Origin of the sequence: Bartonella heixiaziensis (assembly GCF_046245125.2) — a bacterium.
GTDB classification, from domain to species: Bacteria; Pseudomonadota; Alphaproteobacteria; order Rhizobiales; family Rhizobiaceae; genus Bartonella; species Bartonella heixiaziensis.
Genome location: NZ_CP176404.1, coordinates 1,370,635 through 1,392,553, shown reverse-complemented (window position 1 = coordinate 1,392,553; position 21,919 = coordinate 1,370,635). Strand labels below are relative to the sequence as shown.

Annotated in this window: 29 protein-coding genes; 24 read left to right on the top strand and 5 right to left on the bottom strand. The window is 38.6% G+C overall.

Features of this window, described 5'->3' with window-relative positions:
* Positions 1-36: 36 nt before the first annotated feature.
* A complete protein-coding gene (locus ACKC4Y_RS06165) occupies positions 37-447 on the bottom strand; it encodes a hypothetical protein (RefSeq protein ID WP_409360911.1) in 411 nt (136 codons plus the stop codon).
* 227 nt (positions 448-674) lie between these two features.
* Positions 675-1,007 (bottom strand): hypothetical protein, encoded by a 333-nt coding sequence (locus ACKC4Y_RS06160; protein WP_375626997.1) that lies wholly within the window; start codon positions 1,005-1,007, stop codon positions 675-677.
* Between the two features lie 105 nt (positions 1,008-1,112).
* Here ACKC4Y_RS06160 and ACKC4Y_RS06155 point away from each other — a divergent pair, with 105 nt between their 5' ends.
* The 4 genes from ACKC4Y_RS06155 to ACKC4Y_RS06140 all read left to right on the top strand — a co-directional run bounded on the left by ACKC4Y_RS06155 (position 1,113) and on the right by ACKC4Y_RS06140 (position 3,684).
* A complete protein-coding gene (locus tag ACKC4Y_RS06155) occupies positions 1,113-1,430 on the top strand; it encodes a hypothetical protein (protein WP_409362157.1) in 318 nt (105 codons plus the stop codon).
* Between the two features lie 670 nt (positions 1,431-2,100).
* On the top strand, positions 2,101-2,436 hold the full coding sequence (locus ACKC4Y_RS06150) for a dATP/dGTP diphosphohydrolase domain-containing protein (protein ID WP_409362156.1): 336 nt from the start codon (positions 2,101-2,103) through the stop codon (positions 2,434-2,436).
* Positions 2,437-2,447: 11 nt separating this feature from the next.
* Entirely contained in the window at positions 2,448-3,035 is a 588-nt protein-coding gene (locus ACKC4Y_RS06145) for a hypothetical protein (protein ID WP_409360910.1), read from the top strand.
* Between the two features lie 10 nt (positions 3,036-3,045).
* Positions 3,046-3,684, top strand: coding sequence for a hypothetical protein (locus tag ACKC4Y_RS06140; RefSeq protein WP_409360738.1), 639 nt, complete (start codon positions 3,046-3,048; stop codon positions 3,682-3,684).
* On the opposite strand, the gene ACKC4Y_RS06135 is transcribed toward ACKC4Y_RS06140, so the two are convergent.
* Complete coding sequence (locus ACKC4Y_RS06135; RefSeq protein ID WP_409360737.1) at positions 3,658-4,482, bottom strand: hypothetical protein; 825 nt, start codon at positions 4,480-4,482, stop codon at positions 3,658-3,660. The two genes, ACKC4Y_RS06140 and ACKC4Y_RS06135, sit on opposite strands and share 27 nt — an antisense overlap.
* Before the next feature lie 75 nt (positions 4,483-4,557).
* On the opposite strand from ACKC4Y_RS06135, the gene ACKC4Y_RS06130 reads away from it, so the two are divergent.
* The 20 genes from ACKC4Y_RS06130 (at position 4,558) to ACKC4Y_RS06035 (ending at position 19,361) form a co-directional block, all read left to right on the top strand.
* Complete coding sequence (locus tag ACKC4Y_RS06130; RefSeq protein WP_409360909.1) at positions 4,558-5,061, top strand: crossover junction endodeoxyribonuclease RuvC; 504 nt, start codon at positions 4,558-4,560, stop codon at positions 5,059-5,061.
* Positions 5,021-6,175, top strand: a complete 1,155-nt coding sequence (locus ACKC4Y_RS06125) for a YdaU family protein (protein WP_208438710.1) — start codon at positions 5,021-5,023, stop codon at positions 6,173-6,175. The genes ACKC4Y_RS06130 and ACKC4Y_RS06125 overlap by 41 nt, the downstream gene beginning before the upstream one ends.
* Entirely contained in the window at positions 6,135-6,503 is a 369-nt protein-coding gene (locus ACKC4Y_RS06120) for a hypothetical protein (RefSeq protein ID WP_409360908.1), read from the top strand. Before ACKC4Y_RS06125 ends, ACKC4Y_RS06120 begins: the two co-directional genes overlap by 41 nt.
* Before the next feature lie 184 nt (positions 6,504-6,687).
* Complete coding sequence (locus tag ACKC4Y_RS06115; protein WP_409360907.1) at positions 6,688-7,017, top strand: hypothetical protein; 330 nt, start codon at positions 6,688-6,690, stop codon at positions 7,015-7,017.
* The gene (locus ACKC4Y_RS06110; protein WP_114648040.1) at positions 7,004-7,462 is read left to right on the top strand and encodes a hypothetical protein; all 459 of its coding nucleotides are present in this window, start codon (positions 7,004-7,006) and stop codon (positions 7,460-7,462) included. Before ACKC4Y_RS06115 ends, ACKC4Y_RS06110 begins: the two co-directional genes overlap by 14 nt.
* Positions 7,463-7,810: 348 nt before the next feature.
* Positions 7,811-8,329, top strand: coding sequence for a Rha family transcriptional regulator (locus tag ACKC4Y_RS06105; RefSeq protein ID WP_409360906.1), 519 nt, complete (start codon positions 7,811-7,813; stop codon positions 8,327-8,329).
* Between the two features lie 78 nt (positions 8,330-8,407).
* Entirely contained in the window at positions 8,408-9,148 is a 741-nt protein-coding gene (locus tag ACKC4Y_RS06100) for a hypothetical protein (RefSeq protein WP_409360905.1), read from the top strand.
* Between the two features lie 258 nt (positions 9,149-9,406).
* Positions 9,407-10,870, top strand: a complete 1,464-nt coding sequence (locus tag ACKC4Y_RS06095; RefSeq protein WP_409360904.1) for a replicative DNA helicase — start codon at positions 9,407-9,409, stop codon at positions 10,868-10,870.
* An 85-nt stretch (positions 10,871-10,955) separates the two neighbouring features.
* On the top strand, positions 10,956-11,396 hold the full coding sequence (gene ssb, locus ACKC4Y_RS06090) for a single-stranded DNA-binding protein (RefSeq protein ID WP_409360903.1): 441 nt from the start codon (positions 10,956-10,958) through the stop codon (positions 11,394-11,396).
* A 12-nt stretch (positions 11,397-11,408) separates the two neighbouring features.
* Positions 11,409-11,663, top strand: a complete 255-nt coding sequence (locus ACKC4Y_RS06085) for a hypothetical protein (RefSeq protein ID WP_409360731.1) — start codon at positions 11,409-11,411, stop codon at positions 11,661-11,663.
* Complete coding sequence (locus tag ACKC4Y_RS06080; protein ID WP_409360902.1) at positions 11,638-12,141, top strand: Panacea domain-containing protein; 504 nt, start codon at positions 11,638-11,640, stop codon at positions 12,139-12,141. Before ACKC4Y_RS06085 ends, ACKC4Y_RS06080 begins: the two co-directional genes overlap by 26 nt.
* Before the next feature lie 14 nt (positions 12,142-12,155).
* Positions 12,156-12,692 carry a hypothetical protein gene (locus ACKC4Y_RS06075; RefSeq protein ID WP_409360901.1) on the top strand — a complete coding sequence of 179 codons (537 nt, stop codon included), beginning with the start codon at positions 12,156-12,158 and terminating at the stop codon, positions 12,690-12,692.
* Between the two features lie 98 nt (positions 12,693-12,790).
* Positions 12,791-13,018: a type II toxin-antitoxin system RelB family antitoxin gene (relB, locus tag ACKC4Y_RS06070; protein WP_409360900.1), complete on the top strand. Its 228-nt coding sequence runs from the start codon at positions 12,791-12,793 to the stop codon at positions 13,016-13,018.
* Positions 13,002-13,271, top strand: a complete 270-nt coding sequence (locus ACKC4Y_RS06065; protein ID WP_409360899.1) for a type II toxin-antitoxin system RelE family toxin — start codon at positions 13,002-13,004, stop codon at positions 13,269-13,271. Before relB ends, ACKC4Y_RS06065 begins: the two co-directional genes overlap by 17 nt.
* A gap of 150 nt (positions 13,272-13,421) precedes the next feature.
* Complete coding sequence (locus ACKC4Y_RS06060) at positions 13,422-13,754, top strand: hypothetical protein (protein ID WP_409360727.1); 333 nt, start codon at positions 13,422-13,424, stop codon at positions 13,752-13,754.
* Positions 13,735-15,063 carry a PBSX family phage terminase large subunit gene (locus tag ACKC4Y_RS06055; protein WP_409360726.1) on the top strand — a complete coding sequence of 443 codons (1,329 nt, stop codon included), beginning with the start codon at positions 13,735-13,737 and terminating at the stop codon, positions 15,061-15,063. The genes ACKC4Y_RS06060 and ACKC4Y_RS06055 overlap by 20 nt, the downstream gene beginning before the upstream one ends.
* Positions 15,048-17,057 carry a portal protein gene (locus ACKC4Y_RS06050; RefSeq protein WP_409360725.1) on the top strand — a complete coding sequence of 670 codons (2,010 nt, stop codon included), beginning with the start codon at positions 15,048-15,050 and terminating at the stop codon, positions 17,055-17,057. The genes ACKC4Y_RS06055 and ACKC4Y_RS06050 overlap by 16 nt, the downstream gene beginning before the upstream one ends.
* Before the next feature lie 13 nt (positions 17,058-17,070).
* A complete protein-coding gene (locus ACKC4Y_RS06045) occupies positions 17,071-17,964 on the top strand; it encodes a hypothetical protein (protein WP_409360898.1) in 894 nt (297 codons plus the stop codon).
* A gap of 93 nt (positions 17,965-18,057) precedes the next feature.
* Positions 18,058-19,185 carry a N4-gp56 family major capsid protein gene (locus tag ACKC4Y_RS06040; protein WP_409360897.1) on the top strand — a complete coding sequence of 376 codons (1,128 nt, stop codon included), beginning with the start codon at positions 18,058-18,060 and terminating at the stop codon, positions 19,183-19,185.
* A 20-nt stretch (positions 19,186-19,205) separates the two neighbouring features.
* A complete protein-coding gene (locus ACKC4Y_RS06035; protein WP_006590340.1) occupies positions 19,206-19,361 on the top strand; it encodes a hypothetical protein in 156 nt (51 codons plus the stop codon).
* A gap of 873 nt (positions 19,362-20,234) precedes the next feature.
* On the opposite strand, the gene ACKC4Y_RS06030 is transcribed toward ACKC4Y_RS06035, so the two are convergent.
* Both ACKC4Y_RS06030 and ACKC4Y_RS06025 read right to left on the bottom strand, forming a co-directional pair.
* Positions 20,235-21,014: a hypothetical protein gene (locus tag ACKC4Y_RS06030; RefSeq protein ID WP_409360896.1), complete on the bottom strand. Its 780-nt coding sequence runs from the start codon at positions 21,012-21,014 to the stop codon at positions 20,235-20,237.
* 104 nt (positions 21,015-21,118) lie between these two features.
* A complete protein-coding gene (locus ACKC4Y_RS06025; protein WP_409360895.1) occupies positions 21,119-21,892 on the bottom strand; it encodes a hypothetical protein in 774 nt (257 codons plus the stop codon).
* Positions 21,893-21,919: the final 27 nt, after the last annotated feature.

Here is a 21,919-nt window from a genome sequence, read left to right as displayed (position 1 = left end):
CATTGTGTGGTGAATTTTTTGAAAAGGTGGCGTCTTTTAGAAACGCCCTGTATAGTGAGGGTAGTTTGGGATGACATCCCAAAGAGTTAAACGGTGTTGTTGTTCGTAAGTACCGTACATTGCATCGTCATATTCACGCTGTTTTATATCATCTAAAAAAAAACCGTATGCTGAACTATGCGTAACAAAGTCGTGAGGAATGTTTCCGTTGAAACACTGCTCTTCACATTCTTTAAGATAGAATTCGGCAACATCTTCAGAGATATCTTCGCAACGATTAGTCGTTGGTTCAATACGCAAGATTTGGACAGCATTATCGGCTTGGTCGATAAAATTGATAATGTCCGTTTCTTCGAAGAAAGTTCCATATTTAGCGAGATTTTGCTCTTCATTTTCGCACATCACTAAGAGAATTTCATCAGATTTTATAAACACTGGTTTTGTCACAAATGCCTCCATACCGCCTATTGGCAAAAGTTATTTTCTAAGATATGGAGTGAATATATTTTCGCTTTACGGTAATGTCAATATAAAAATACCGTATAACGAAAATTATTTTATGAGTATTCATCTAAAGATTAGTGTGTTTTTATAGATATTTGGAGATTTTATGAAAGGTTATAAGACTGCCAAAAGAAAATTTTTACAATTGTCAAATGAAGAAAAAACAGCAGTTATCGCTTTTTTGATTCGATTAAAGTATGAAGAAACGCTAAAACTGCCCTCCGTTCTTCTTCATTGCAAGACGAATATAGATCATAAAAATCTTGATCTATCTTGCTTAAAGCCGGATACGGAGGATACTCCTTAAAGAAACTGTGTAGCTTCACTAGCTCTTCTGCGGTGATATCACGGTAGGCTTTAGAGTCAGAGTCATCAATCGATAATAAGCGCGTAATAGATGATGGACTCAATCCTAAATGTTGCCCTAAAGCCTTACGGCTTCCATGCCCCATTTCATTTAATTTTTCATTAATCCACATTTTTATTAGCTTTTGAAAATCCATTTTATTTTTCTCTCTTAAAATTATTAAATAATCAATATTGCGTATTACGAAAATTTTGCTTATATTTGCGTAATACGTAAATATATGACAGAAATTTTGGATTACATGATTACTCCAGCAGTTATGATTATAAAATATTTAGGTGGTGCAAAACGTGTGTCGTTGATTTCTCAATGCCATGTGTCTGCTGTTTATAAATGGACTTACCCCTTTGAAAAGCGAGAGGGTAAAGGCGGAATTATACCAGCTAAATATCAAGTGATGCTCTTAACCTACGCCCGTGAGCATGGGATAGATTTACGTCCAGAAGATTTTTTTTATCCCGAGCGCTTGCAGAGATTAATGCAAGAGCAACACCCCCCAATTACGAAAATTTGCAAAAGTTCCAGCGTTGATAGCGCGGGTGAGACTTTGCAGCATTAAGGAGATGATGATGGCTGTAGAAAAGAAATATGAGTTTATAGAACAGGGGGGTATGCTTTATCCTGATAAGAATAATTCACATGGTATTGTAATGCTTCGTCGCATACGGGCACTGAGAGACTTTGGAAACGTTAAAAAAGGTGATTTTGGTGGTTTTATAGAACATGAAGGTAACCTATCACATGAGGGTGATTGTTGGGTAGCTGGTTCGGATAGATCTTTTAGTAATGGGTATGTTTTTGGCAATGCTCGTGTTTTTGGAGATGCCCGTGTTGGTGGCAGGGCTCGTGTTTTTGGAAATGCGGAAGTATACGGTTGTGCAGAAGTTTTCGGTGATGCGTATATTTATGATCATGCAAAGATTTACGGTAATAGCAAGGTTTATCATTCTCGCGTTTACGGTGAAGCACAAATTTATGAGAATGCTTTTGTTAGAGGTCAAGCAGAAGTTTATGGGAATTCTCGCATTTTTGGGAATGCTGAAATTTATACAAAAGCACGTGTGTACGGGAATGCCAAGGTATATGAACATGCACATGTTTTCAATCAATCTAAAGTTTATGACAATGCGTTAGTTCACGGGCATGCCAAGATTAGAGAGAATGCCAAGATTTACGGCAATGCCGATGTTTGTGACTATGAAGATTTTCGCGATAACGACGAAGTTTACATGCGTAAACACGTTTTATATAGCACAAACGAAGCGCATAAGAATGATGATGGTAAGCCTCGTATAGAGCTTATACCGCCGTTGGCACTGCTTGAAATCGGTAAAGTTTTAGAGTTTGGAGCAAAGAAGTACGGAGCAAACAATTGGCGTAATGGCATGCACTGGAGCAGATTTCACGGTGCTGCTTTACGTCATTTATTAGCATGGTTTGGTGGAGAGCATAAGGATGCTGAGAGTGATTTATCACACTTGGCACATGCGGCTTGTTGCATTCTTTTTTTAATGGAATGCGAAGCACAACAGATTGGTCATGATGACCGCCCTCATAAAAATTAAAGGAGATAAAGATGAGTTCGAATGAGATTTTATGGATAGCAGTGGTTTCAGTTTTGCTCTTAAGCGGAGTGATGTTTCGTATTGCATTGCATTATCGCGACCAAGTTAAAGCACTTAAAGAGCAGGTTAATAATCTTAAGAAAGAAATGAGAGAGAATGAGTTTAGGTATTCAAAGGAAAGCAAGCAGACAATTGATGAATGTGATGCGGATCTTGAAGAACGTGACAAGCTAATTGAAGCACTGAAGCAAGAGATTAAAGAGCGTGACGAGGAAATTAAAGAACGTGACAAGCTAATAAAAAAATTTAAGCAACAGACTGAAGAGCATGAAAAGGCGTTCAGAAATGTAAGTGAAGTTGTAATGACACTCGAAGCAGATGTTCAATCACGTGATGCGGAAATTGAAGAACTTAAGCAAAAGATAGACGCGTACCGAGAAGAGTTTAAACGGAAAAGTGAAACGATAGAGGCACTCGAAGCAGATGTGCAATCACGTGATGCGGAAATTCAAAGACTAACACAAAAGCTTAAGCCGCGTGATGAAGCAGTAAAAGCGCCGGCTCATAAGAATAAGAAGAGTAAGAAGAAGGGTAAGTGAGGAGAGAAAGATGAGTTTAGTAGCAATTGTTATTTCCTTAATTGCGAATGTGATTTCGTTTTATGCTGTTCATGACTCTTCTAAAAGAGTGCGAAGGCTTAGAAAAGAGCTAGCTGAAAAAAATGAGTTAATAGCGTCACAAAAAGCGTTGATGGAAGGACAGCTAGCAGAAAATGAAGAGAAAATACAACATTTACAAAAATTACAAAAAGAAGTGCAAGAACGTTTGTTGGAATCTGAACAGAAGAAATCTAAAGAGCAAGAATATTTGACTGAATATGAAAATATTAATGACAATCTTCAAGAGCCTGAAGATGTTCGTGCGCTTGTAAGAGAGTTTGTAAACAAAGCTCCAATTATAAATGAATATAGTGATGAAAAAGATGATGATGGAGCACGAAAGATATTGCAACAATTGATGATGGATGAACAGAGAAAGAATGAAGCAATTCAAATTATTAACGATGTCCATACATGGTTTATGGCAAAAAAAACCGTTACAATTGAAGAAGTTAATAAATGGGATAGATCGCAATATTTATTATTTCATCTTGTGAGGCCAAAGCCACTGACATGGGCTGAGTTGGCTGAAAAAAGTATTGAGGAACAACAGCGTTATTGTTCAAATTGGAAAACCATTATTCTTTGAACGTAACAGCTGTAAGAGCTCTGGTTCTGGTTCAAAGTATTGAATATCGCGGACGGGAAAATTCACTTTTTCTGGTGGATTTTGAGGATCTACGGCAGTGTGTTCTAAAGTGAATGTTAGTCTAGATGGTGTATTATTATTTATAGGTGCGATAGTAAGAACCAAGTATAGCGAGCTGGAAACATCAAGGCTAAATACATTAAGAGTATCATATATTTTAGGTTCTACTTTAGGTTTTTTTAAACAGAGAAGTTTGAAATTTTTGGGGGAGATGGTGTGTACCTTTTTATAAGGAGGAAAAGGATAGGATATACTATATGTTGCATGAATAAATCTAAAAAGGCTGTCTTTATTTATACTAATCGAATTGATTGTAATTGGTTGTTTTGTAGGATTTGCAATGAATAAAGCTATATCGATGAATAAAAATACGTCACTATCGGGATCTTTATATGTTCGCATATATTGTGACAAAACATTAAGTTTTCTTTGCTCTAAAATTTCTGTCTGTTTTTCTAGAACGTTGGTAAGCTTTTCTAGCGCTTGTGCTTGTTGTTTAGTTGATTTAGCTATGTTCATGGCATTAGCTAATTCAGCTTTAAACTTTTCTAGATCTTCTTTTCTTAATTTTTCAGCTTCTATTTTGTCTTCCTTTCTTAATTTCAATGTCTGTTTAATAGAACGAAAAGCAAAAATTGCTGATAATAAAGCACCAACCGAAGAAAGTGCTGAAAATAATACAGAAAACGCTGAAAATAATACAGGATGCTGTTCTATCCAATTTAAAACTGCTTGCATATTTTACACACCGTTCTTTCTTTCATTTTCGGAAAAAAACAACCTAATAAAACACATTTTGTATGGAGTGGCGCTGTGATTAACACGATTCTTTGTTTTGATCTAGGTACCAAAACGGGGTGGGCGATACGTGGTGCAAGTGGTGACATGTTCAGTGGTACCGTGAATTTTCAATCGCGCCGTTTTGAAGGCGGTGGAATGCGTTACTTGCGCTTTAAACAATGGCTATCAGAAATAAAGCAGACAGCAGGTCAAATTGACGTGGTGTATTTTGAAGAGGTGCGTCGGCATGTTGGTACAGATGCAGCGCATGTTTACGGTGGTTTGTTAGCAACGTTAACGGCGTGGTGTGAACAGCATCAGATACCGTATGAGGGGATACCAGTAAGTACGATTAAGAAAGCGACGACAGGCAAGGGGAATGCGTCGAAAGAAGAGATGATTAAGGCAATGCGTTCCAAAGGACACGCGCCTTGTGATGACAATGAAGCAGATGCTTTAGCAATTTTATATTTAGTTAAAGAAAGGGAATTGGGGTATGTCAAATGGTATGCCGTGGATCAGATTTCATTTGTATGACTGGATTAGTGGTACAGATGGAATGACATTGGAGCAACGGGGCGTTTATATAACACTTCTTGTTCGCATGTATGACAAAAAAGCACCAATTAAAACAGATTTTGAAACGCTTGCACGCGCTTGCAATTGCTCGCAAAAAAAATTTGCAACGATTGTCGAATATTTAATAAGAGATAATAAACTTATTGAGATAGATGGTGGGTTGTGGAATGCGCGCGTTGAAGAAGAGCTAAAAGATTTTGCTGATAAAAAGGATCATATATCACAAATTCGTAGTGAAGCTGGTAGAAAAGGTGCACAAGCAAAAAGTAATATAAAACAACACGTTAATAATTTTGCTGAAGCAAACGACAAGCAAAATGTTTTTTTTGCTGAAGCAAATGACAAGCAAAACGTTTTTTTTGCTGAAGCAAACGCTAAGCAAAATCAAGCTATAAAGAACCAGAATAAGAATATATATAAAAAAAATAAAACTAACGTTTTATTAAAAAAAGAAACTGAATTTGAAGATTTAGAAACAATCGATTTGGTTGACGAGCCAATCGAGTGTGATGTTGAAAGCCAATCAGAGCAAACCAACCAACCAATTATTCACGAGCAAGAAAGCGTTCCTAAGAAAGCCAAGCGAAGTAAGGGGAAAAAAGAACTTGGAAGCGTACCAGAAGATTTTGAACCCGATTTGCAATACGCAATCGATAAAGGCTTAACGCATGATGAGGCGTTATTAGAATTCGAAAGATTTAAACTTCATTGGAAAGCCAACCCATGTCGAAATGCAAACAATCGCGATTGGCAAAGTGCTTGGTGTGGTTGGATTATTAACCAGAATGGAACGCTAGCCAAGAAATTAGAACAGGAGAAACGATATGCAAACGAACGCTATAAGCTCTCAACAAATAACTTCACAAACAGCCTTTCACAAAGCTTCAGTACACTCAAAGCAGCAATCTCCACTAGCGATTCTTATGGATCAGAATGCAGCAGAGATACAGAGGCTATCAGTTCATTTGCAAGCACTTTCCAAGAGAGTGGACCGGAGTGTGTATCCTCCAATCTCTATGTATGGAAAGCCGTTGACGCTGGAGGAGAGAGCGCAAGTTTTGCAAGACTGTAATCGCTTACAAGCACTGCTTTCACGGAAAGTTACGGTTGAACATATCGAGGCGGCTGCTTATTTGCTTTCTGGTCTAAAAATACCAGCAAATATAGACCCTAATGTTATCGCTTTGAACTATAGCATAGCCTTATCAGATACTTCAGAATACGCTCTAAAGCAGGCTGTTAAGGATATCATATGCGGAAAAGCAAAGGGCTTTTCGAGAACCTTTATGCCAACAGGAGCAGAGCTTGCAGAGTATTGCAGAAATTTGAAAGCAGAGCTTTTTTCGGGAGCATCAGTCATGAAATCGTATTTAAAAGGATCCGAAAAAACAGCAAAGTAGTGAAATTTGCTGAACGTTTTGAGAATAGACATGCGTTTAAATTGACAGAAAGGCACCGTACAGAGCGATTTAAAGATTTTATGATAAAAACACATTGAAATTAAAAACGCTTCTATACGGTCCATTTTGAGGCAAATAAACCCATTGGTAAAGTTATGGATTTAGATAGGGGATATTAAACCAGATGTTTTTAAAAAAATGTAAACAGAAAGGGCAAAAAAAGTGGGTTGCAACGGCGGTGGGGCATGCACCATGGGGATTAGGGGTAGCTGAGTATTTTTATAACCTTTACGAATATGATGATGGTACAAGAGAATACGAAGAATTTGACGGTGGTCAGTATCATGAGATGCCTTGCAAAGTTGATTATAGTACCAAGGCGCAAGTGAAAGCATGGGTTTATGGGGGTGGTATTCCGCAAAGCGTTCTCAATTACGAACCTCTTATAGACGAGATCAATAAAGAGATCAAAAAATTATCGAAAACCGCAGGAAATAAATATGTTTACAGATAAGCAGCTAAGAGCCTTGTTTGGTATTATAATTTTTATATTTTTATGCTTTTTAGGAATTAAAAAAAATCCCTACTTTATCCAAGGTATTTTGATATTTGCATCTTTTGGTTTGATAATAATAACAAATATTTTTGTAATTTTATGCAATTCTCATATTCCTTCTGAATTGCAGAGCAACCCAAAATACAAATGCGGAAATACAACAGGTTGGAAGATATTAACACGTGATTTACAACAGTATATGCACAGACTTTTAAAGCTAATAAGTTTAGCACTTGTCGTTTTAATTTTCCCAAATAGTTATACTGTATTTTGGTATTTAGATATCGTTTTTTGGTACTTTTTTTTAGTTTATTCATTCTTTCTCATGTTGCATACACGCAGTTTAATAAACATGTCCATTTACGCACTACATTTTATACTAAAAACCAAAAGTAAAATTTAAAAGCACTTGATATTCAATGATGTAGGTATCAAAATGGAAAAAAGTGAAAAAAATAAAAAATACGTATTGACTTTAAAAAGTCATTCTGTTAAACGAATCACAAGTGCTTCAAAAACACTTAGCTATTAGCGGATGGGTTACGTAACAACCTTTCCCATGCCTTTAAAATACTGATTGTTTTTTATGCTATTATTAGCATATATTGATTACATCGGGTGTAGCTATGCCATACAATACCTTCGCGAGGGAAAAGCGTAGCGACGGACTAATAGCCGTGTTTTTGAGCGCCCGATGCCCTTATAGGGTTTTTAAATCAAAAACGTACTAACTATTAGAAAGGTTTTTTCAATGAAAGATCTAGTTACAATCAATGATGATGGCGTTGCAGTTACAAATTCTCTAAAAATTGCAGAGGGTGTGGGTAATAGCCATGCTACTGTTATTAGATTGCTACGTAAAAATATTAAAGATTTTGAAGAGTTTGGAAGGGTTGGATTTGAGATCGTACCCTTTAAAACAAATGGCGGATGTCAAAAAAGAGAAATCGCAATCCTTAATGAATCACAAGCAACTTTGCTCATGACATATATGCGCAATAATGACACGGTGCGTGCATTTAAAAAAGCGCTTGTTAAAGCTTTTTATGAATTAAAAAGCCAATCAAAAAATCGTGATTTATTCTCTAGAGATCATAATTTATTTTCTTATGAAAGTTTAAAAACACCTGAGGGAATTGGTAAAGTTTTGGGAATGATTGCTGCGCGTTTATCGTATGTAAATGATCTACAAAAAGAGCTTGATCACTACAAATTGGTTACGACAGAAGCCAAGCGTGTCTTAACAAACGCTATTGCAAAAGCAGCGTAAATAACGCTCGGGCGCGGCGGGGGCGCCTTCTCAAATTTCCATTAAAATTTTATCGAATATTTAGATTAGGAGTTACCTATGAACGCTAAAAATGTATCCAAAAAATATGAATTTACAGACGAAATCCACTGTATTCCTGAGGGAAAAACTGTACGTCGTATAAGAGCATTAAGAGATTTTGCAGATGTTAAAGCAGGTGATCTCGGTGGCGTTATTGAAAACGAAAAAAGCTTATCACATGATGGTGATTGCTGGGTTTATGATAACGCCATGGTTGCTATGGATTCTGTCGTTTCTGAAAATGCACAAGTGCGTAATAATGCACGTGTTTATAAAAGTGCAAAAATATCAGGCAACGCTATTGTTTGTGACAATGCTCAGGTTTTTCATAATGCAAAAATTTCTGATAATGCAAAAATTTGTGATAACGCAATGGTTAATGGTAATGTTTTTGGCAATGCAGTTGTTTGTGATAATGCTCAGGTCTCTTTTCTTGGTCATATTTCTGATAATGCAAAAGTTTCTGATTATGCGCATGTAACTGGCAGGGTTTATGGAAATGCACGCGTTTATGGAAATGCTTGTATTTATGGATTTTCTGAGATTTACGATGATGCGCAGGTTTATGACAGGGCTACTATTTCTGAGCATGTAAAGTTTTATGGAAATGCACGGGTTTGTGACAAGGCAACGGTTTATAGCAAGCCTCGTACAGATGGCTATGCACCACCTATCTATGTAAAGATTTATGGCAATGCCGTGGTTAATGGCAATCAAAAAATTTCTGAAGATATTTGTGGTGATGATAAAGCAGCGTAAATAAAATAACGGCGCGGGGGGCTTCTTTATAGCAAAAAAGCCGCGTCAAAATGAATTGATACGGCTTTTTAAATCAAAACAACTAGCGATCCAAATAAACGATTAAAATAACCAATCAGAATATAAGAGAACATCTCTTTATTGCACAAAACGTATCAAAATGCAAGCTGTTAAGTAAAATAAAAATGGGATTCACACTGTAGATTCAGTGATTTATAATTATCATTTATCAAATCAATTTAAATCATAATGAATAAAATGAACGCTGTTAAATTACCTTCTTTTCAAACAGAAGAAAAATCTTCTTTTCGTCAACTTCCCCATAATATTGAAGCAGAACAAGCTTTGCTGGGTGCTATCATTATCAATAATGATGCTCTTGATAGCGTTTCTGATTTTTTAAAAGCAGAGCATTTTTTTGAACCGTTGCATCAAAGGCTTTTTGATATCATTTCAAAAATTATCCAAAATGGAAAAGTTGCAGATCCCATTACTATTAAGCCCTTTGTTGACAATGATGAGAAAATTGCAGACATCACTGTATATAATTACGTGGTGCGTTTAGCTACAGAGGCAGTCACAATCATTAATACTAAAGATTATGGGAGCGTCATTTATGATCTGTTTATCCGCCGCTCTTTAATTAACCTTGGCACTCAAGTTGTGAATAGAGCTTATGATGCTTCTGTAGAACTTACAACATCACAACAAATTGAAACTGTTGAAAATCAATTATTTGAGCTAGCAGAAAAAGGGAAATATGGAGGTGGATTTGAAAATTTTAATACAGCCATTACAAAAGCACTTAACATGGCAAGTGCAGCGAAAAAGCGTTCCTCAAGGCTCTCAGGGATAGCCACCCATATCAAAACCCTTGATGAGAAAATGGGAGGATTACAAGCATCTGACTTAATTATCCTTGCGGGGCGCCCTGCTATGGGGAAAACCTCTTTGGCTACCAATATTGCTTTTAATATTGCCAATGCTTGCAAGCGTGATAACAGCCAAGCCAATGAAGGGGGCATTGTAGGTTTCTTCTCACTTGAAATGTCATCCGAACAGCTTGCAACCCGTATTATCTCAGAACAAATAAAGGTTTCTTCTTCTGATATGCGCCGTGGTAATATCTCAGAAGAGCAATTTGCAAAAATTATTCACGCAATGCGTTCCTTACAAACAATCCCTCTTTATATTGATCAAACAGGTGGTGTGTCTATTGCACAATTGTCCGCCCGTGCAAGGCGTCTTAAACGACAACATGGTCTAGATGTCTTGATTATCGATTATATCCAACTCATGACAAGCGGTTCAAAGCGTTCATTAGAAAATCGCGTTCAAGAAATTACAGCCATTACCACTGGATTAAAAGCACTTGCAAAAGAACTCAATATTCCCATTATCGCTCTCTCTCAACTTTCACGTCAAGCTGAAAATAGAACAGATAAACGTCCGCAACTCTCCGATTTACGTGAATCTGGTTCAATTGAGCAAGATGCCGACATTGTTCTATTCGTTTATCGTGAAGAATATTATCTCAAAAATGAAGAACCCAAAGAAGGCACTGCTGAGTATAGCAAATGGCAAGAGGCAATGGAGCAAGCCAAGGGTAAAGCCGAGGTTATTATAGCAAAACAACGCCATGGTCCGACAGGAATCGTTCCCCTTGCCTTTCAATCCGATTTTACACGCTTTAGTGATTTATCACATAATGTAACACTTTAAACAATTGTTATTATCTAACTGAAAATATTGTAAAAACACATAAAACATGTTATGATGTTTACATCATTTAATGGAACTTACAAACATGCTTAATAAAGTGATTTTAATGGGTCATTTAGGCGCCAATCCCGAAAGCAAAACAATGCCATCTGGTGGTGAGGTGGTCAATTTTCGTATAGCAACTTCTGAGAGCTATACAGATAAGGCAACCAATAAGAAGATAGACAAAACAGAATGGCATTCCATTGTGGTTTTTAATCCACATTTGGCAAAAATAGCTCTCCAGTATCTCCATAAAGGAAGCAAAGTTTATATCGAGGGGCGACTACAAACCCGTAAATGGCAAGATAAAAACGGTGTTGATCGCTATGTAACAGAAGTCATATTGCCTCAGTACAAAGGCGAGTTAAAGCTTTTAGATGGCAAAAATGATGATGATCAAAAGCAATCATCACCTTATGACAGAAGCTTTCATAGACCTCTTGATACGCCTACAAACGCTTTAAATGATGGGATTCCTTTTTGAGGTGATGTGAGAATGAAATTAGGAGAATGGCTTATATATCATAATATTATGATGCAAAATCAGATGTTGTTATTAAATCATAATGATGTCCCTGTGACTATTTTTGAGTTTGCTATAGCCATTGTAATTGCGGTGGCATTGGCTGTATTCTTTATTTTGCTTCTTGAGAAGAAAATAAAGGAAAGCATACTAACCATAATTATAGGTCTCTCTTTATCCGTATGGTTATTTAGTTTGAATAATGTACCAAGTTCAACAAATTGCTAATTTCTTTCTTGAAAAGGGACATGAGGAGGATATCCCAATTTCTCCTATGAAGCTCATAAAACTGGTGTATCTTGCGTATGGATGGATGTTAGCAGCTACAGGTAAGCGTCTCTTTCCCGATAGTATAGAAGCGTGGCCGTATGGTCCCGTGATTCCGGCTCTTTATCATGAATTTAAAGATTGGGGCAGGCGTTTTATCGATTGTTATTCGCGTATGGTGGATTTAGAGACAGGAGAGATTTTTATCCCTAAAATTCATAAAAATTCAACTGATGAATATACCTTTAAATTATTAGAGATTGTTTGGAATGCATATAAAAATTTTTCAGCTTTTCACCTATGTAATGAAGATCATAAGGACAGAACGCCATGGGAGAAAGTATATAATGGGCGGTTTGGTGTGAAGTTAAAAGACCATGACATCAGAAAATACTTCACAAAAAAATTAACAGATGTTCACAAAAAGCAAGGAAAATAGCATAGAGGGCATAAGTGAAAAAAAACAAAAAGAGGGGACGCCCTAAAATAGCAGGGCAGGTAAGAGAGCCAAATGGTCGTATAACACGTGCAAAAGCACCACGTGAATCTGTTGATAAATTGGCAATAGAGATACGTGCAAAACGCTTTGGTTTAACGCTACAAGAGGCAAAAAATCCGCTCTCTAGTACTTACATAGGGCGGCTTTGTTTACAAGGCGTGCTTACACAAGAGCAATATGACGCCGCCCAGCAATATCTACAGATAAGAAATAATTACCTTTGTGCAAAAGGCTTGCCAAGCGCTGTTTATGATGATGTGTCTACAAATTCAGATCCCAATAGTCTTGAACGGTGGGTTCAAAAAGCAACTAATCATTATAAAGCCGTGCAAGAGGTAATAAAAGAAGCGCAATGCCTCTATAGACAGTATAATCTTTATGCGGCGCTTCAATACCTTGTCATAGAAGATCAAATTCTACCGCATCTTGTGAATTCATTACGTGTTGCTCTCAATGCGCTTCAAAAGCATTTTGATCAAAAAAGTGAATGATAAATATTTTATGTAGTTTTTGTAGCATGATGTGAAACGTTTTTCTGTACAATTCGTTATATTTGTATTACAGTGAATACAAATATGAGGATTGCGTTATGACAATATCTATTCGGTTGCCTAGCGAACTTGAAACGCGTTTGAATAATTTAGCTGAGAAGACAGGGCGTACGAAGTCTTTTTATCTGCGAGAAATTATTGAACGTGGAATAGAGGAAGCGGAGGATTATTATTTAGCTTCACAAGTAAGAGAGCGTATTCGAAGAGGAGAGGCTACTTTTTATAGCTCTGAAGAGGTGAGGAAAGAGCTTGGTTTGGACGATTAGATATGAAAAAAAAGCTCTCAGTTTTTTAAAAAAATGCGATAAAAAAGAAGCGCGGCGAATTGTTGATTTTTTAGATAAACAGATTGCTTCTCTTGAAGATGTGCGTGCAGTAGGAAAGCCTTTAAGAGGTCAGTTATCGGGTTTGTGGAGATATCGTGTAGGAGATTATAGGATACTTTGTGATCTTTATGATAAGGAGCTTGTAGTATTAGTTTTGGCTGTTGGACATAGAAAAAATATATATAAAAGCTAAAGCAAATAATGTTCTTTTCTTATTGACAAATTGTAGCAAAACGTATTTAATGACAAATACGGCACTTGTCGTATTGTGTCTAGACGAGAGGCAGTGCAGTTTGAAATCCCCGCATTTGCGGGGTTTTTTTATTATTGGATGGCGTATTTTATGACATCAGAAAATACAGAGCAGGCTCCACAACCCATTAAAAAGCGTATACCCCCAAAGGCAGGGCAAGGGCGTGTCAAAGGCGTTCCGAATAAGATGACGCGCATTTTGAAAGAAGCAGTGGTTAAGGCTGCTGAGAATGCTGGGAATAAAATTGGCAAGGATGGTTTGATCTCTTATTTGGAAAAACAAGCTATGGAATGCCCCGCTGCTTATTTGGCATTGCTTGGTAAGGTGTTGCCTTTGCAAGTGACAGGGGAAGATGGCGGAGCCATTAAGATGATAACGCGTGTAGAAATCGCGCCTTTAGTGAATGACGACAAGACAAATTAATATTGTTCCAAAGCTTATACCGATATTTACAGGTAAGGCTTTGGTACGAGCGGCTTGGGGAGGGAGAGGGTCTGGGAAGACAAGATCATTTGCCTTGATGGCTGCTTTAAAAGGCTATCAATTTGGCATGGGAGGAATATCAGGCACTATCCTTTGTGCACGGCAGTTTCAAAATTCTTTGGCAGAAAGTTCATTGGAGGAGATTAAACGCGCCATTGAAGCACATGACTTTTTAAAGGACTATTACAAGGTTGGAGAGTCGTCGATTAAGTCGATTGATGGTCGTATAGCCTTTCAGTTTTCTGGTCTTGACCGCAATATTGCCAGTATCAAGTCTATGGGGCGTATTTTGCTTTGTTGGGTTGATGAAGCAGAGCCCGTTACAGAGACAGCTTGGCAGACGCTTATACCGACTTTACGTGAAGAAGGAGAGGGATGGCGGGCAGAGTTATGGGTCACATGGAACCCGTTGCGAGAAAATGCCCCCGTTGAGAAGCGGTTTCGCTTTTCAGACAATGAGGCAATTAAGCGTGTGGAGATCAATTGGTCAGATAATCCGAAGTTTCCAAAGATCTTGAATGAAGCGCGGTTGGATGATCTTAACAATCGACCAGAGACCTATAAGCATATTTGGGAGGGGGCTTATCTTACCGCGGTTCAAGGTGCTTACTATCAGAAAGAGATGTTGGCAGCTGAGCAAGAGGGGAGAATAGGACGTGTTGCGCGCGACCCCTTGATGCAAATACGCGCCTTTTGGGACATTGGGGGAACAGGAGCCAAGGCAGATGCAACGGCGATATGGATAGCGCAATTTGTTGGACGAGAAATTAGAGTGCTCGATTATTACGAAGCGCAGGGACAACCATTATCGGAGCATATCGGTTGGTTGCGTCAAAATGGCTATGAGAAGGCATTGATGGTTCTCCCCCATGACGGTGCGACCAGAGATCGTGTGCACAATGTGAGTTTTGAGAGCGCTCTTAAACAGGCAGGCTTTCAAACAAAAGTTATCCCTAATCAGGGAGCAGGGGCTGTTAAGATACGTATAGAAACAGTCCGCCGTGTTTTGCCTTCTGTTTGGTTTAATGAGAAGACGACGGTAGCAGGACGTAAGGCACTGAACTGGTATCACGAGAAATGGGATGAGAAGCGCAATATTGGCTTGGGAGCAGAGCACGATTGGTCCAGTCATGGGGCAGATGCCTTTGGACTGATGTGTATTTCATACAAACCACCAAAAGAAATACAAAAGCGACCAGCTTATAGCGGCAGAACGGAATATGAGAGTACCTCATGGATGGCAGAATGATGCATGATGATGAACATTTAGAGAAAGACAGCAACGTATCTGATCTCTCTCATGAAGGTTTGTTTCGTAAGCTTGTGAGCTGGTACAAAGAAGATGTGGAGCATGTGAACAAATGGCGTGAACATGCACGGGAGGATTTTGGTTTTTACAATGGTGATCAATGGAATGAAGAAGATTTATCGGCGTTAAAAAAGCAACGCCGCCCCGTTATGACCTTTAATCGTATTGCCCCATTGGTCAATGCCGTTGTGGGGTCAGAGCGTAATAACAAGCGCGAAGTGCAGTTTATTCCACGTCAAGTAGGTAAGGCATTGCCTAGTGAATTGCTTACCGGTGCAGCGGAATGGTTTAGAGATACGGCGCATGCAGAATACGCTGATAGTGATGCCTTTCAGGATGCTGTCATTTGCGGTATGGGCTGGACAGATACGCGGCTTGATTATGAAAACAGCTTTGATGGTGAACCGGTTATTACGCGTTTAGATCCGTTAAAGATGGTTTGGGACAGTGCAGCGGTGCAACCGAACTTAACCGATGCGCAACGTTTGTGGTATGTAGACCGCAAGCCTTTGGAAGTAGCCAAGCAGATGTTTCCCAAAGCCCATTGGAGTGAATTGAGTGCAGATTGGGCTCGTGATGGGAGCTCTCATGAAGGTGCTCACCATAATGATCTTGATTATTACAGTGATGAGAAGGGCATTGATGTTGAAAACGGTCGTCGGATGGTCACGCTTGTTGAATGCCGTTGGTTTGAAAGCGAGCGATATTACAAGGCACCAGATTTAAGCACTGGAGAACTTCGTGATTATAGCGAGGAAGAATTTAAACAGCTTCAATGTATGATGCCGGATATTCAAGGGGCGGCTTTTAATAAGAAGGTTGTTAAGCGCGCTTTTTTAGGCAGGAAGGTTTTGCTATGCCCCGATCAACCTTTGGTTCCAGCTGGTCAATTGGGTTGGGAGTGTATAACGGGGTATTTTGACAAGATAGAACGGCAATTTTATGGGGTTGTACGTCCTACAAAAGATCCACAACGGTGGGCGAATAAATATTTTAGTCAAGTGATGTATATCCTTAATAGCCAATCCAAAGGGGGGCTTATTGTCGAGGAAGGGGCGTTTAAGGACATCAGGCAGGCTATGCAAGATTGGGCACGGGCTGATGCGTTGCTGGTTGCTGAAGATGGCGCCCTTGCACAAAGAAAGATCCAACCCAAACCCGTAGCAGAATTTCCAACGGGCTTTTTCCAGCTGTTTAATGAAGCTAAGGAAGCAATTAATCAGGTGACGGGTTTATCACCTGAGTTCATTGGCACAAGGGAAGTGACACAAGCTGGTATTTTGGAGGCACAACGACGCCAATCCAGTTTAAATCTGCTTGCTTGTCTGTTTGATGGTTTACGTTTGTATCGCAAGCGGCAAGGTAAGATTATTTTGCACCTTATACAGAATTACTTGTCCGATGGTCGTTTGGTACGGATATCTGGTGAAGAGAATGCGCAATATATTCCTTTGACGCGTGAAGAAGTAACGAGTGTTGAGTATGATATTGTCGTTGATGATGCGCCAACCAGCCCGAATGAGAAAGAGCGCACCTTCGGTATTATCACACAGCTGCTCCCATTGCTTCAAAATGCCATTACGCCGGATATTATGCTTGATCTACTTCGTTATTCTCCATTGCCGGCGTCATTGCTTAATCGTGTCAGTGAGAAGTTCCAACAGCAACAAATGGCACAACAACAGCAGATGGATCCCGAGCAGGAAATGAAGTTGCAGGAAAAGCAACAAGACTTAGAGACGAAAGCACAGATGCATCAGATGGATTTGCAACAAAAGCAGATTGATCTGTTTGTACATCAAGAGAGAGCAAAAACAGAAGCGGAACTGATGAAGCAACGCTATGAGATTGAACGGCAGAAGCTTCTCAATACTCAGGCACACAATCAGATCATGCGAGAGCGAATAGCATTACACAGAGGTATGCATAGTTGAGAGAGGTGAAAGAATGAATGCAGAAATGAATGAAGGTAGGAATGAAGATTACAGAGTTGGAGCACCGGTCTTTGATGATGAGAGCTCTTTTGATGCTGGCATTTATGATGGTGAAACGATTGATAATGATGATGTCACCTCTCCAGAGCCGGTTGCACAGCCCGTTGAAAAGCCTTCAGAGATTGTTCCTAGTATAGAACAGCAGCGTGCGGAGCAACAAGCCAAACAAGCCCGTGAAGAGCTTGTCAAGTTTTATGAACCACAATCCCAGACGCCAATGGTTGAAGGTGAAAGTGCGTCCCTAGATTTTACACGAGACCTTATTGGTTATATGGGTTGGATAGGAAAAAAGATTCGAGAGCAGGATGCGTATATTAGAGAGCAGAAAGAAGCGCTAAGACAAGCTGAGGAACAGCAGCAGCATGATATACGTCTTGGCCAGTTTTTCAACAGTTCTGTTAAGTCGTTTCAAAATAAATCCAGTGATTTTGGTGATGCGGCAAATTTTCTTTATGAGAAGCGTGCGAAGGAATTGAGTTCTTGGTCGTCACTTTATCCTGAGTATGCAGATCCAAACACAATTTCTGAGATCATAAGGAATGAATTGCGTACGATTGTAGCGACTTGTGCACAAAGAGATCTCAATCCGGCAGAAGAGATTTATAGGATAGCACAAAACCTTGGTTATCAGACAAAAGCGATACAAGCCAACGATCAGGTTGCAGAACTTCAAAGCCGGCAGAATTCTGCGAGAACCTTAACGGCATCTGGTGGAGGGGGGAGTGTTGGACCAATCACTTTAGCAAGCATTGATAGGATGTCAGAAGAAGAATTTGACGCTTGGATATCAAATCCGAAAAATAAAGCAATTTTTCGGCAATTGCATGGTGCTGGTAACGGGTATTAAGAGTGCATTTTTATAGAAATTAGCCTGTTTTATGCAGGGGTATGGTCCGGCTTTTAAGCCGGTTTTTTTTTACAGCAAAGAAAGGTTAAATCAATGGCATTAACAACAGTTAGAGCAGATGATCCTCATGCGATAAGCACGTGGTCAAAATTATTAAATACAGAAGTTTCAAAGGCGATACCTATTGCCCCTCTTATAGGCAGGGGTTCAAACAGCATTATTCAACTTAAAACCGAAACACAGAAGGGCAGAGGGGATTGTGTTACATTTAGCTTACGTACACAGCTTTTGGGACGGGGTGTTACCTCAGGACAGACGCTTGAGGGGAATGAAGAGGCATTACAATTCCTTCATGACAGACTATATATTGACGAACTTTCGCATGCAGTTCGTGTAGAAAATGAAGGTAGTATAGCGCAACAACGTACAACGTTTGATTTGCGTGACGAAGCAAAAGATGGCTTAGTTGATTGGTATGCAGATCGCTTAAGCTTGATGTTTTTCATTCAAGCTTGCGGATATACAGCAAGGACAATCTCTTTTGAAGATCGGATGATAGATATCGAGAATGTGCATTATGGATTTAATGAACCTCTTGCACCAAGTAGTAAGCGAATTATCCGTCCAGATGGTAAAACCAAGGATGAAGAGCTGAGTGAAGCGCCAAAACACAGCTTTAGTTTGAAGCTTATTGACGAAGCTGTAAAAATGGCGAAACTTGCTAATCCCAAAATTCGACCAGTGCGTGTGAATGGGGAGAGTGTTTATGTTCTCTATTTGCATCCAACACAAGTGATGCAATTGCGTACCAATACAGAGACTGGTCAGTGGCTTGATATTCAGAAAGCTGCTTACACAGGCTCTCGTGCGAAAAACCCAATCTTTGATGGTTCTTTAGGCATGTATAATGGTGTGATTTTACGTGAATCAGAGCATGTCACCCATGGGGTTAAATCTACCGATCATACAGCGAAAAAAAGTGTGCGTCGCGCTGTTTTGCTTGGTGCACAGAGTATTGTTATGGCTTTTGGGAACAATCGCAATGTCAATCGCTATAAATTGGTGGAAGAACATTTCGACTATCAACGTTACTATGGTTTGTCTGCGAAAACACTGATTGGCATGAAGAAAACCCGTTTCAAATTTCCAAATAGCTCTCAAGCAGCGCAAGATTTTGGAACGATTGTTATCCCCACCTACAGCGGTGAACCTGATAATTAATCATAGGGAGGAAGCAAGACATGGCAGATCAATTACCACCTCCACTACAGGGGAGAAATCTTCACACCCAACAGGTGAGTTTCTTACGTTTGAATATCTCTCATAAAGATAAGCATCTTACGGAAAAAATCGGAATTTTGCCTCGTGGCGCTTTGATCACTTCGATTTCGGCATAATATCAAAAAACACAATAAAATCAATAGGTTTTGTGTAATTATTTTATATGAATCCACTTAAGAATCCATTCTTTTATACGTGATTCATTTGACCCTTTTTTATATAAGATTGCCATGTATGAATAGACCATAAAAAGCAAATCATGATGCAAATATTATAACGCATGTGTGCATTCAAATAAAATGAAAAGCCGATATCATTCATAACAGTTTATAAATTTTATGATACGTTTTTATCACAGCACAAATCACATTGTTTAAAATTTAGTTGTTTGTAATTATCGATAATATACCTTTAAAGATCACATCTTGTTTTAATGATTGGATTGTTAATCGCATGATAAAAACATAAAATTACAGTTCTCAAAATTGAGAAGCGTAAAATCTAAAGATGTTATCGCAACATTAGATCATCTTATAAGAGGGTAGTCCTTTGCAACTGTCATAAGCTTATAGATTGAGTTCATTAAAGATTGCATAAAAGGATTTAAAAAATAATGATTTTATAACCACGGTATTTTTTTACCGGAGTAGAAAATAAAGATAATGAAGGTCACAATGTTATGTCTTATGAAATCAAAAGCCTTTTAATGACATATGCAAGCGAGTGAGCAAAAAATGTTTTAAAGGTTACAGTTTAAAAATACGAAATCAAATGAGGTTAATCCAAATTTGGATTGAGTGATTTCACCTCCCTCAAATTTTAGGACACTTATTGAGACAAAGAGGAGAAGGTAAACTCATATTTATCAGTCATTCGTTATATCTTCATTCATAAGCCGCGTCACGTAAATGGCACGGCTTTCTTTTTTGAATTCTCTCTTTTATGATGCGTTTATAGCCATAAGAAAAGCGCCCCCACGCTTGTTTTTTTTATTCTGTTGTATCAACAATCTTGATAACATTATCGCTTTCATAAACCTCACAATTTTTGGGTACCACCCTTAGCTTACTTTGTCTGTTTAATTTTGCCTTGCCATAAGCTTTACCCCAGACCTTTGCATAATATGAGATCTTTGCATTGCCATAAACAGAACCATAAACCTCAGCATTGCCCCCCACGTTAGCATTGCCATAAACCTTGCCATAAATTTTTGCACGGCTATTAACAACAGCATAATTATAAATCTTAGCATGGCTGTAAACACAGGCAGAACCCGAAACTTGAGCATGCCCATAAACCCTTGCATAATTATAAACCCACGCATTATGAGAAAGGTGAGCATTGTCATAGATATGTGCTTCTGTATAAACACGGGCGCTCCCTCCCACATGGGCATTGCCATAAACATAACCAGCCACATGGGCAATGCCATAGACACAAGCATTGTCATAAATTTTTGCATATTGAGAGATAAAAGCCTTGCCATAAATCTCAGCATTGCCATAGACATGACCACAGATTTGAGAGTTATGACGTATTTTTGCATTGTCACAAATACGGGCATGCCCATAAACCCATGCATCATCATAAACCCAGCAATTGCCCTCATGAGAGAGATTGGCTTCCTTTTCAATAAAGCCGCCTAGATCGCCAGCTTTGACATCATCAAAATCTTTTAGAGCTTTAATGCGATAAAGGTTTGTAATCTGTTTAGTCATCCGATCTTTAATTTGTTTGCTTTCATTTGTTATAATGTATTTTTTGCACATAAGAACACCCTCACAATCTAATGTGATAAAGATTTGCTAAAATTTGGAATGGGAATATTTGCTTGAAAAGGGGGCGCCCCCCCCCGCACCACCCGTGCGTTCAATTACGCAGCGTCACTTTCATATTGGCTGTCATTATCATCGTCATAATAGCCCTCACAATCAGCATAATATTCATGACGATAATAATCATCTTCGCTACCAAACTCAGGATATGCATCATCACAGATATCTTCATTAGCAGTTAGAGAGGCATTGCTATGAATATAAGAATTGCCAGAGATAAGAGCATCACAAATAACGGCATCATCAAAAATACGCGATTCATCACAAATATAAGCAGAGCCACTTATTTTTGCATTGCCTCCGACATGGGCATAATCACAAATGACAGCATTATCAGAAATATGAGCATGATCAGTTACCCGGGCGTTATCATAAATTTGTGCATTTCCTTCAATTACAACGGCGTTGTTAGCATGCGCATTGCCCGACAGCTTTGCATTGTCCTTTAATGTCATACCTTCAAAAATAGCATTCCCATAAATTTGTGCATTGCCATAGACGTCGACAAAAAAGCTTTTTACTTTAGCATTTCCAAAAACGCGTGCATTTTGGAAGACCCGCGCTTTATTATATACCCAGCAATTACCCTCATGAGAGAGGTTGCTTTCATTTTCGATATAGCCGCCGAGATCACCAGCCTTAACATCTCCAAAGTCTCTTAAGGCTCTAATTCGAGTTAAGAAATGACCATCTATATATTCACAATCATCAATAAATTCGTATTTTTTTGCAGGCTCTTGTTTATTAACAGATGCGGTTTCATTTGAAATGTTAGAGGAAACGGGGGTGTTTTTTGATATAGAATTTTTCATTTTAAATTCTTTCTAATCGTAATGAAG

Coding starts and splice junctions, on each gene's coding strand:
- ACKC4Y_RS06160 (WP_375626997.1), bottom strand. CDS start 1,007: ATGGATTTTCAAAAGCTAATAAAAATGTGGATTAATGAAAAATTAAAT.
- ACKC4Y_RS06155 (WP_409362157.1), top strand. CDS start 1,113: ATGATTACTCCAGCAGTTATGATTATAAAATATTTAGGTGGTGCAAAA.
- ACKC4Y_RS06150 (WP_409362156.1), top strand. CDS start 2,101: ATGCGTAAACACGTTTTATATAGCACAAACGAAGCGCATAAGAATGAT.
- ACKC4Y_RS06145 (WP_409360910.1), top strand. CDS start 2,448: ATGAGTTCGAATGAGATTTTATGGATAGCAGTGGTTTCAGTTTTGCTC.
- ACKC4Y_RS06140 (WP_409360738.1), top strand. CDS start 3,046: ATGAGTTTAGTAGCAATTGTTATTTCCTTAATTGCGAATGTGATTTCG.
- ACKC4Y_RS06135 (WP_409360737.1), bottom strand. CDS start 4,482: ATGCAAGCAGTTTTAAATTGGATAGAACAGCATCCTGTATTATTTTCA.
- ACKC4Y_RS06125 (WP_208438710.1), top strand. CDS start 5,021: ATGTCAAATGGTATGCCGTGGATCAGATTTCATTTGTATGACTGGATT.
- ACKC4Y_RS06115 (WP_409360907.1), top strand. CDS start 6,688: ATGTTTTTAAAAAAATGTAAACAGAAAGGGCAAAAAAAGTGGGTTGCA.
- ACKC4Y_RS06110 (WP_114648040.1), top strand. CDS start 7,004: ATGTTTACAGATAAGCAGCTAAGAGCCTTGTTTGGTATTATAATTTTT.
- ACKC4Y_RS06105 (WP_409360906.1), top strand. CDS start 7,811: ATGAAAGATCTAGTTACAATCAATGATGATGGCGTTGCAGTTACAAAT.
- ACKC4Y_RS06100 (WP_409360905.1), top strand. CDS start 8,408: ATGAACGCTAAAAATGTATCCAAAAAATATGAATTTACAGACGAAATC.
- ACKC4Y_RS06095 (WP_409360904.1), top strand. CDS start 9,407: ATGAACGCTGTTAAATTACCTTCTTTTCAAACAGAAGAAAAATCTTCT.
- ssb (WP_409360903.1), top strand. CDS start 10,956: ATGCTTAATAAAGTGATTTTAATGGGTCATTTAGGCGCCAATCCCGAA.
- ACKC4Y_RS06085 (WP_409360731.1), top strand. CDS start 11,409: ATGAAATTAGGAGAATGGCTTATATATCATAATATTATGATGCAAAAT.
- ACKC4Y_RS06080 (WP_409360902.1), top strand. CDS start 11,638: ATGTACCAAGTTCAACAAATTGCTAATTTCTTTCTTGAAAAGGGACAT.
- relB (WP_409360900.1), top strand. CDS start 12,791: ATGACAATATCTATTCGGTTGCCTAGCGAACTTGAAACGCGTTTGAAT.
- ACKC4Y_RS06060 (WP_409360727.1), top strand. CDS start 13,422: ATGACATCAGAAAATACAGAGCAGGCTCCACAACCCATTAAAAAGCGT.
- ACKC4Y_RS06055 (WP_409360726.1), top strand. CDS start 13,735: ATGACGACAAGACAAATTAATATTGTTCCAAAGCTTATACCGATATTT.
- ACKC4Y_RS06050 (WP_409360725.1), top strand. CDS start 15,048: ATGGATGGCAGAATGATGCATGATGATGAACATTTAGAGAAAGACAGC.
- ACKC4Y_RS06045 (WP_409360898.1), top strand. CDS start 17,071: ATGAATGCAGAAATGAATGAAGGTAGGAATGAAGATTACAGAGTTGGA.
- ACKC4Y_RS06040 (WP_409360897.1), top strand. CDS start 18,058: ATGGCATTAACAACAGTTAGAGCAGATGATCCTCATGCGATAAGCACG.
- ACKC4Y_RS06035 (WP_006590340.1), top strand. CDS start 19,206: ATGGCAGATCAATTACCACCTCCACTACAGGGGAGAAATCTTCACACC.
- ACKC4Y_RS06030 (WP_409360896.1), bottom strand. CDS start 21,014: ATGTGCAAAAAATACATTATAACAAATGAAAGCAAACAAATTAAAGAT.
- ACKC4Y_RS06025 (WP_409360895.1), bottom strand. CDS start 21,892: ATGAAAAATTCTATATCAAAAAACACCCCCGTTTCCTCTAACATTTCA.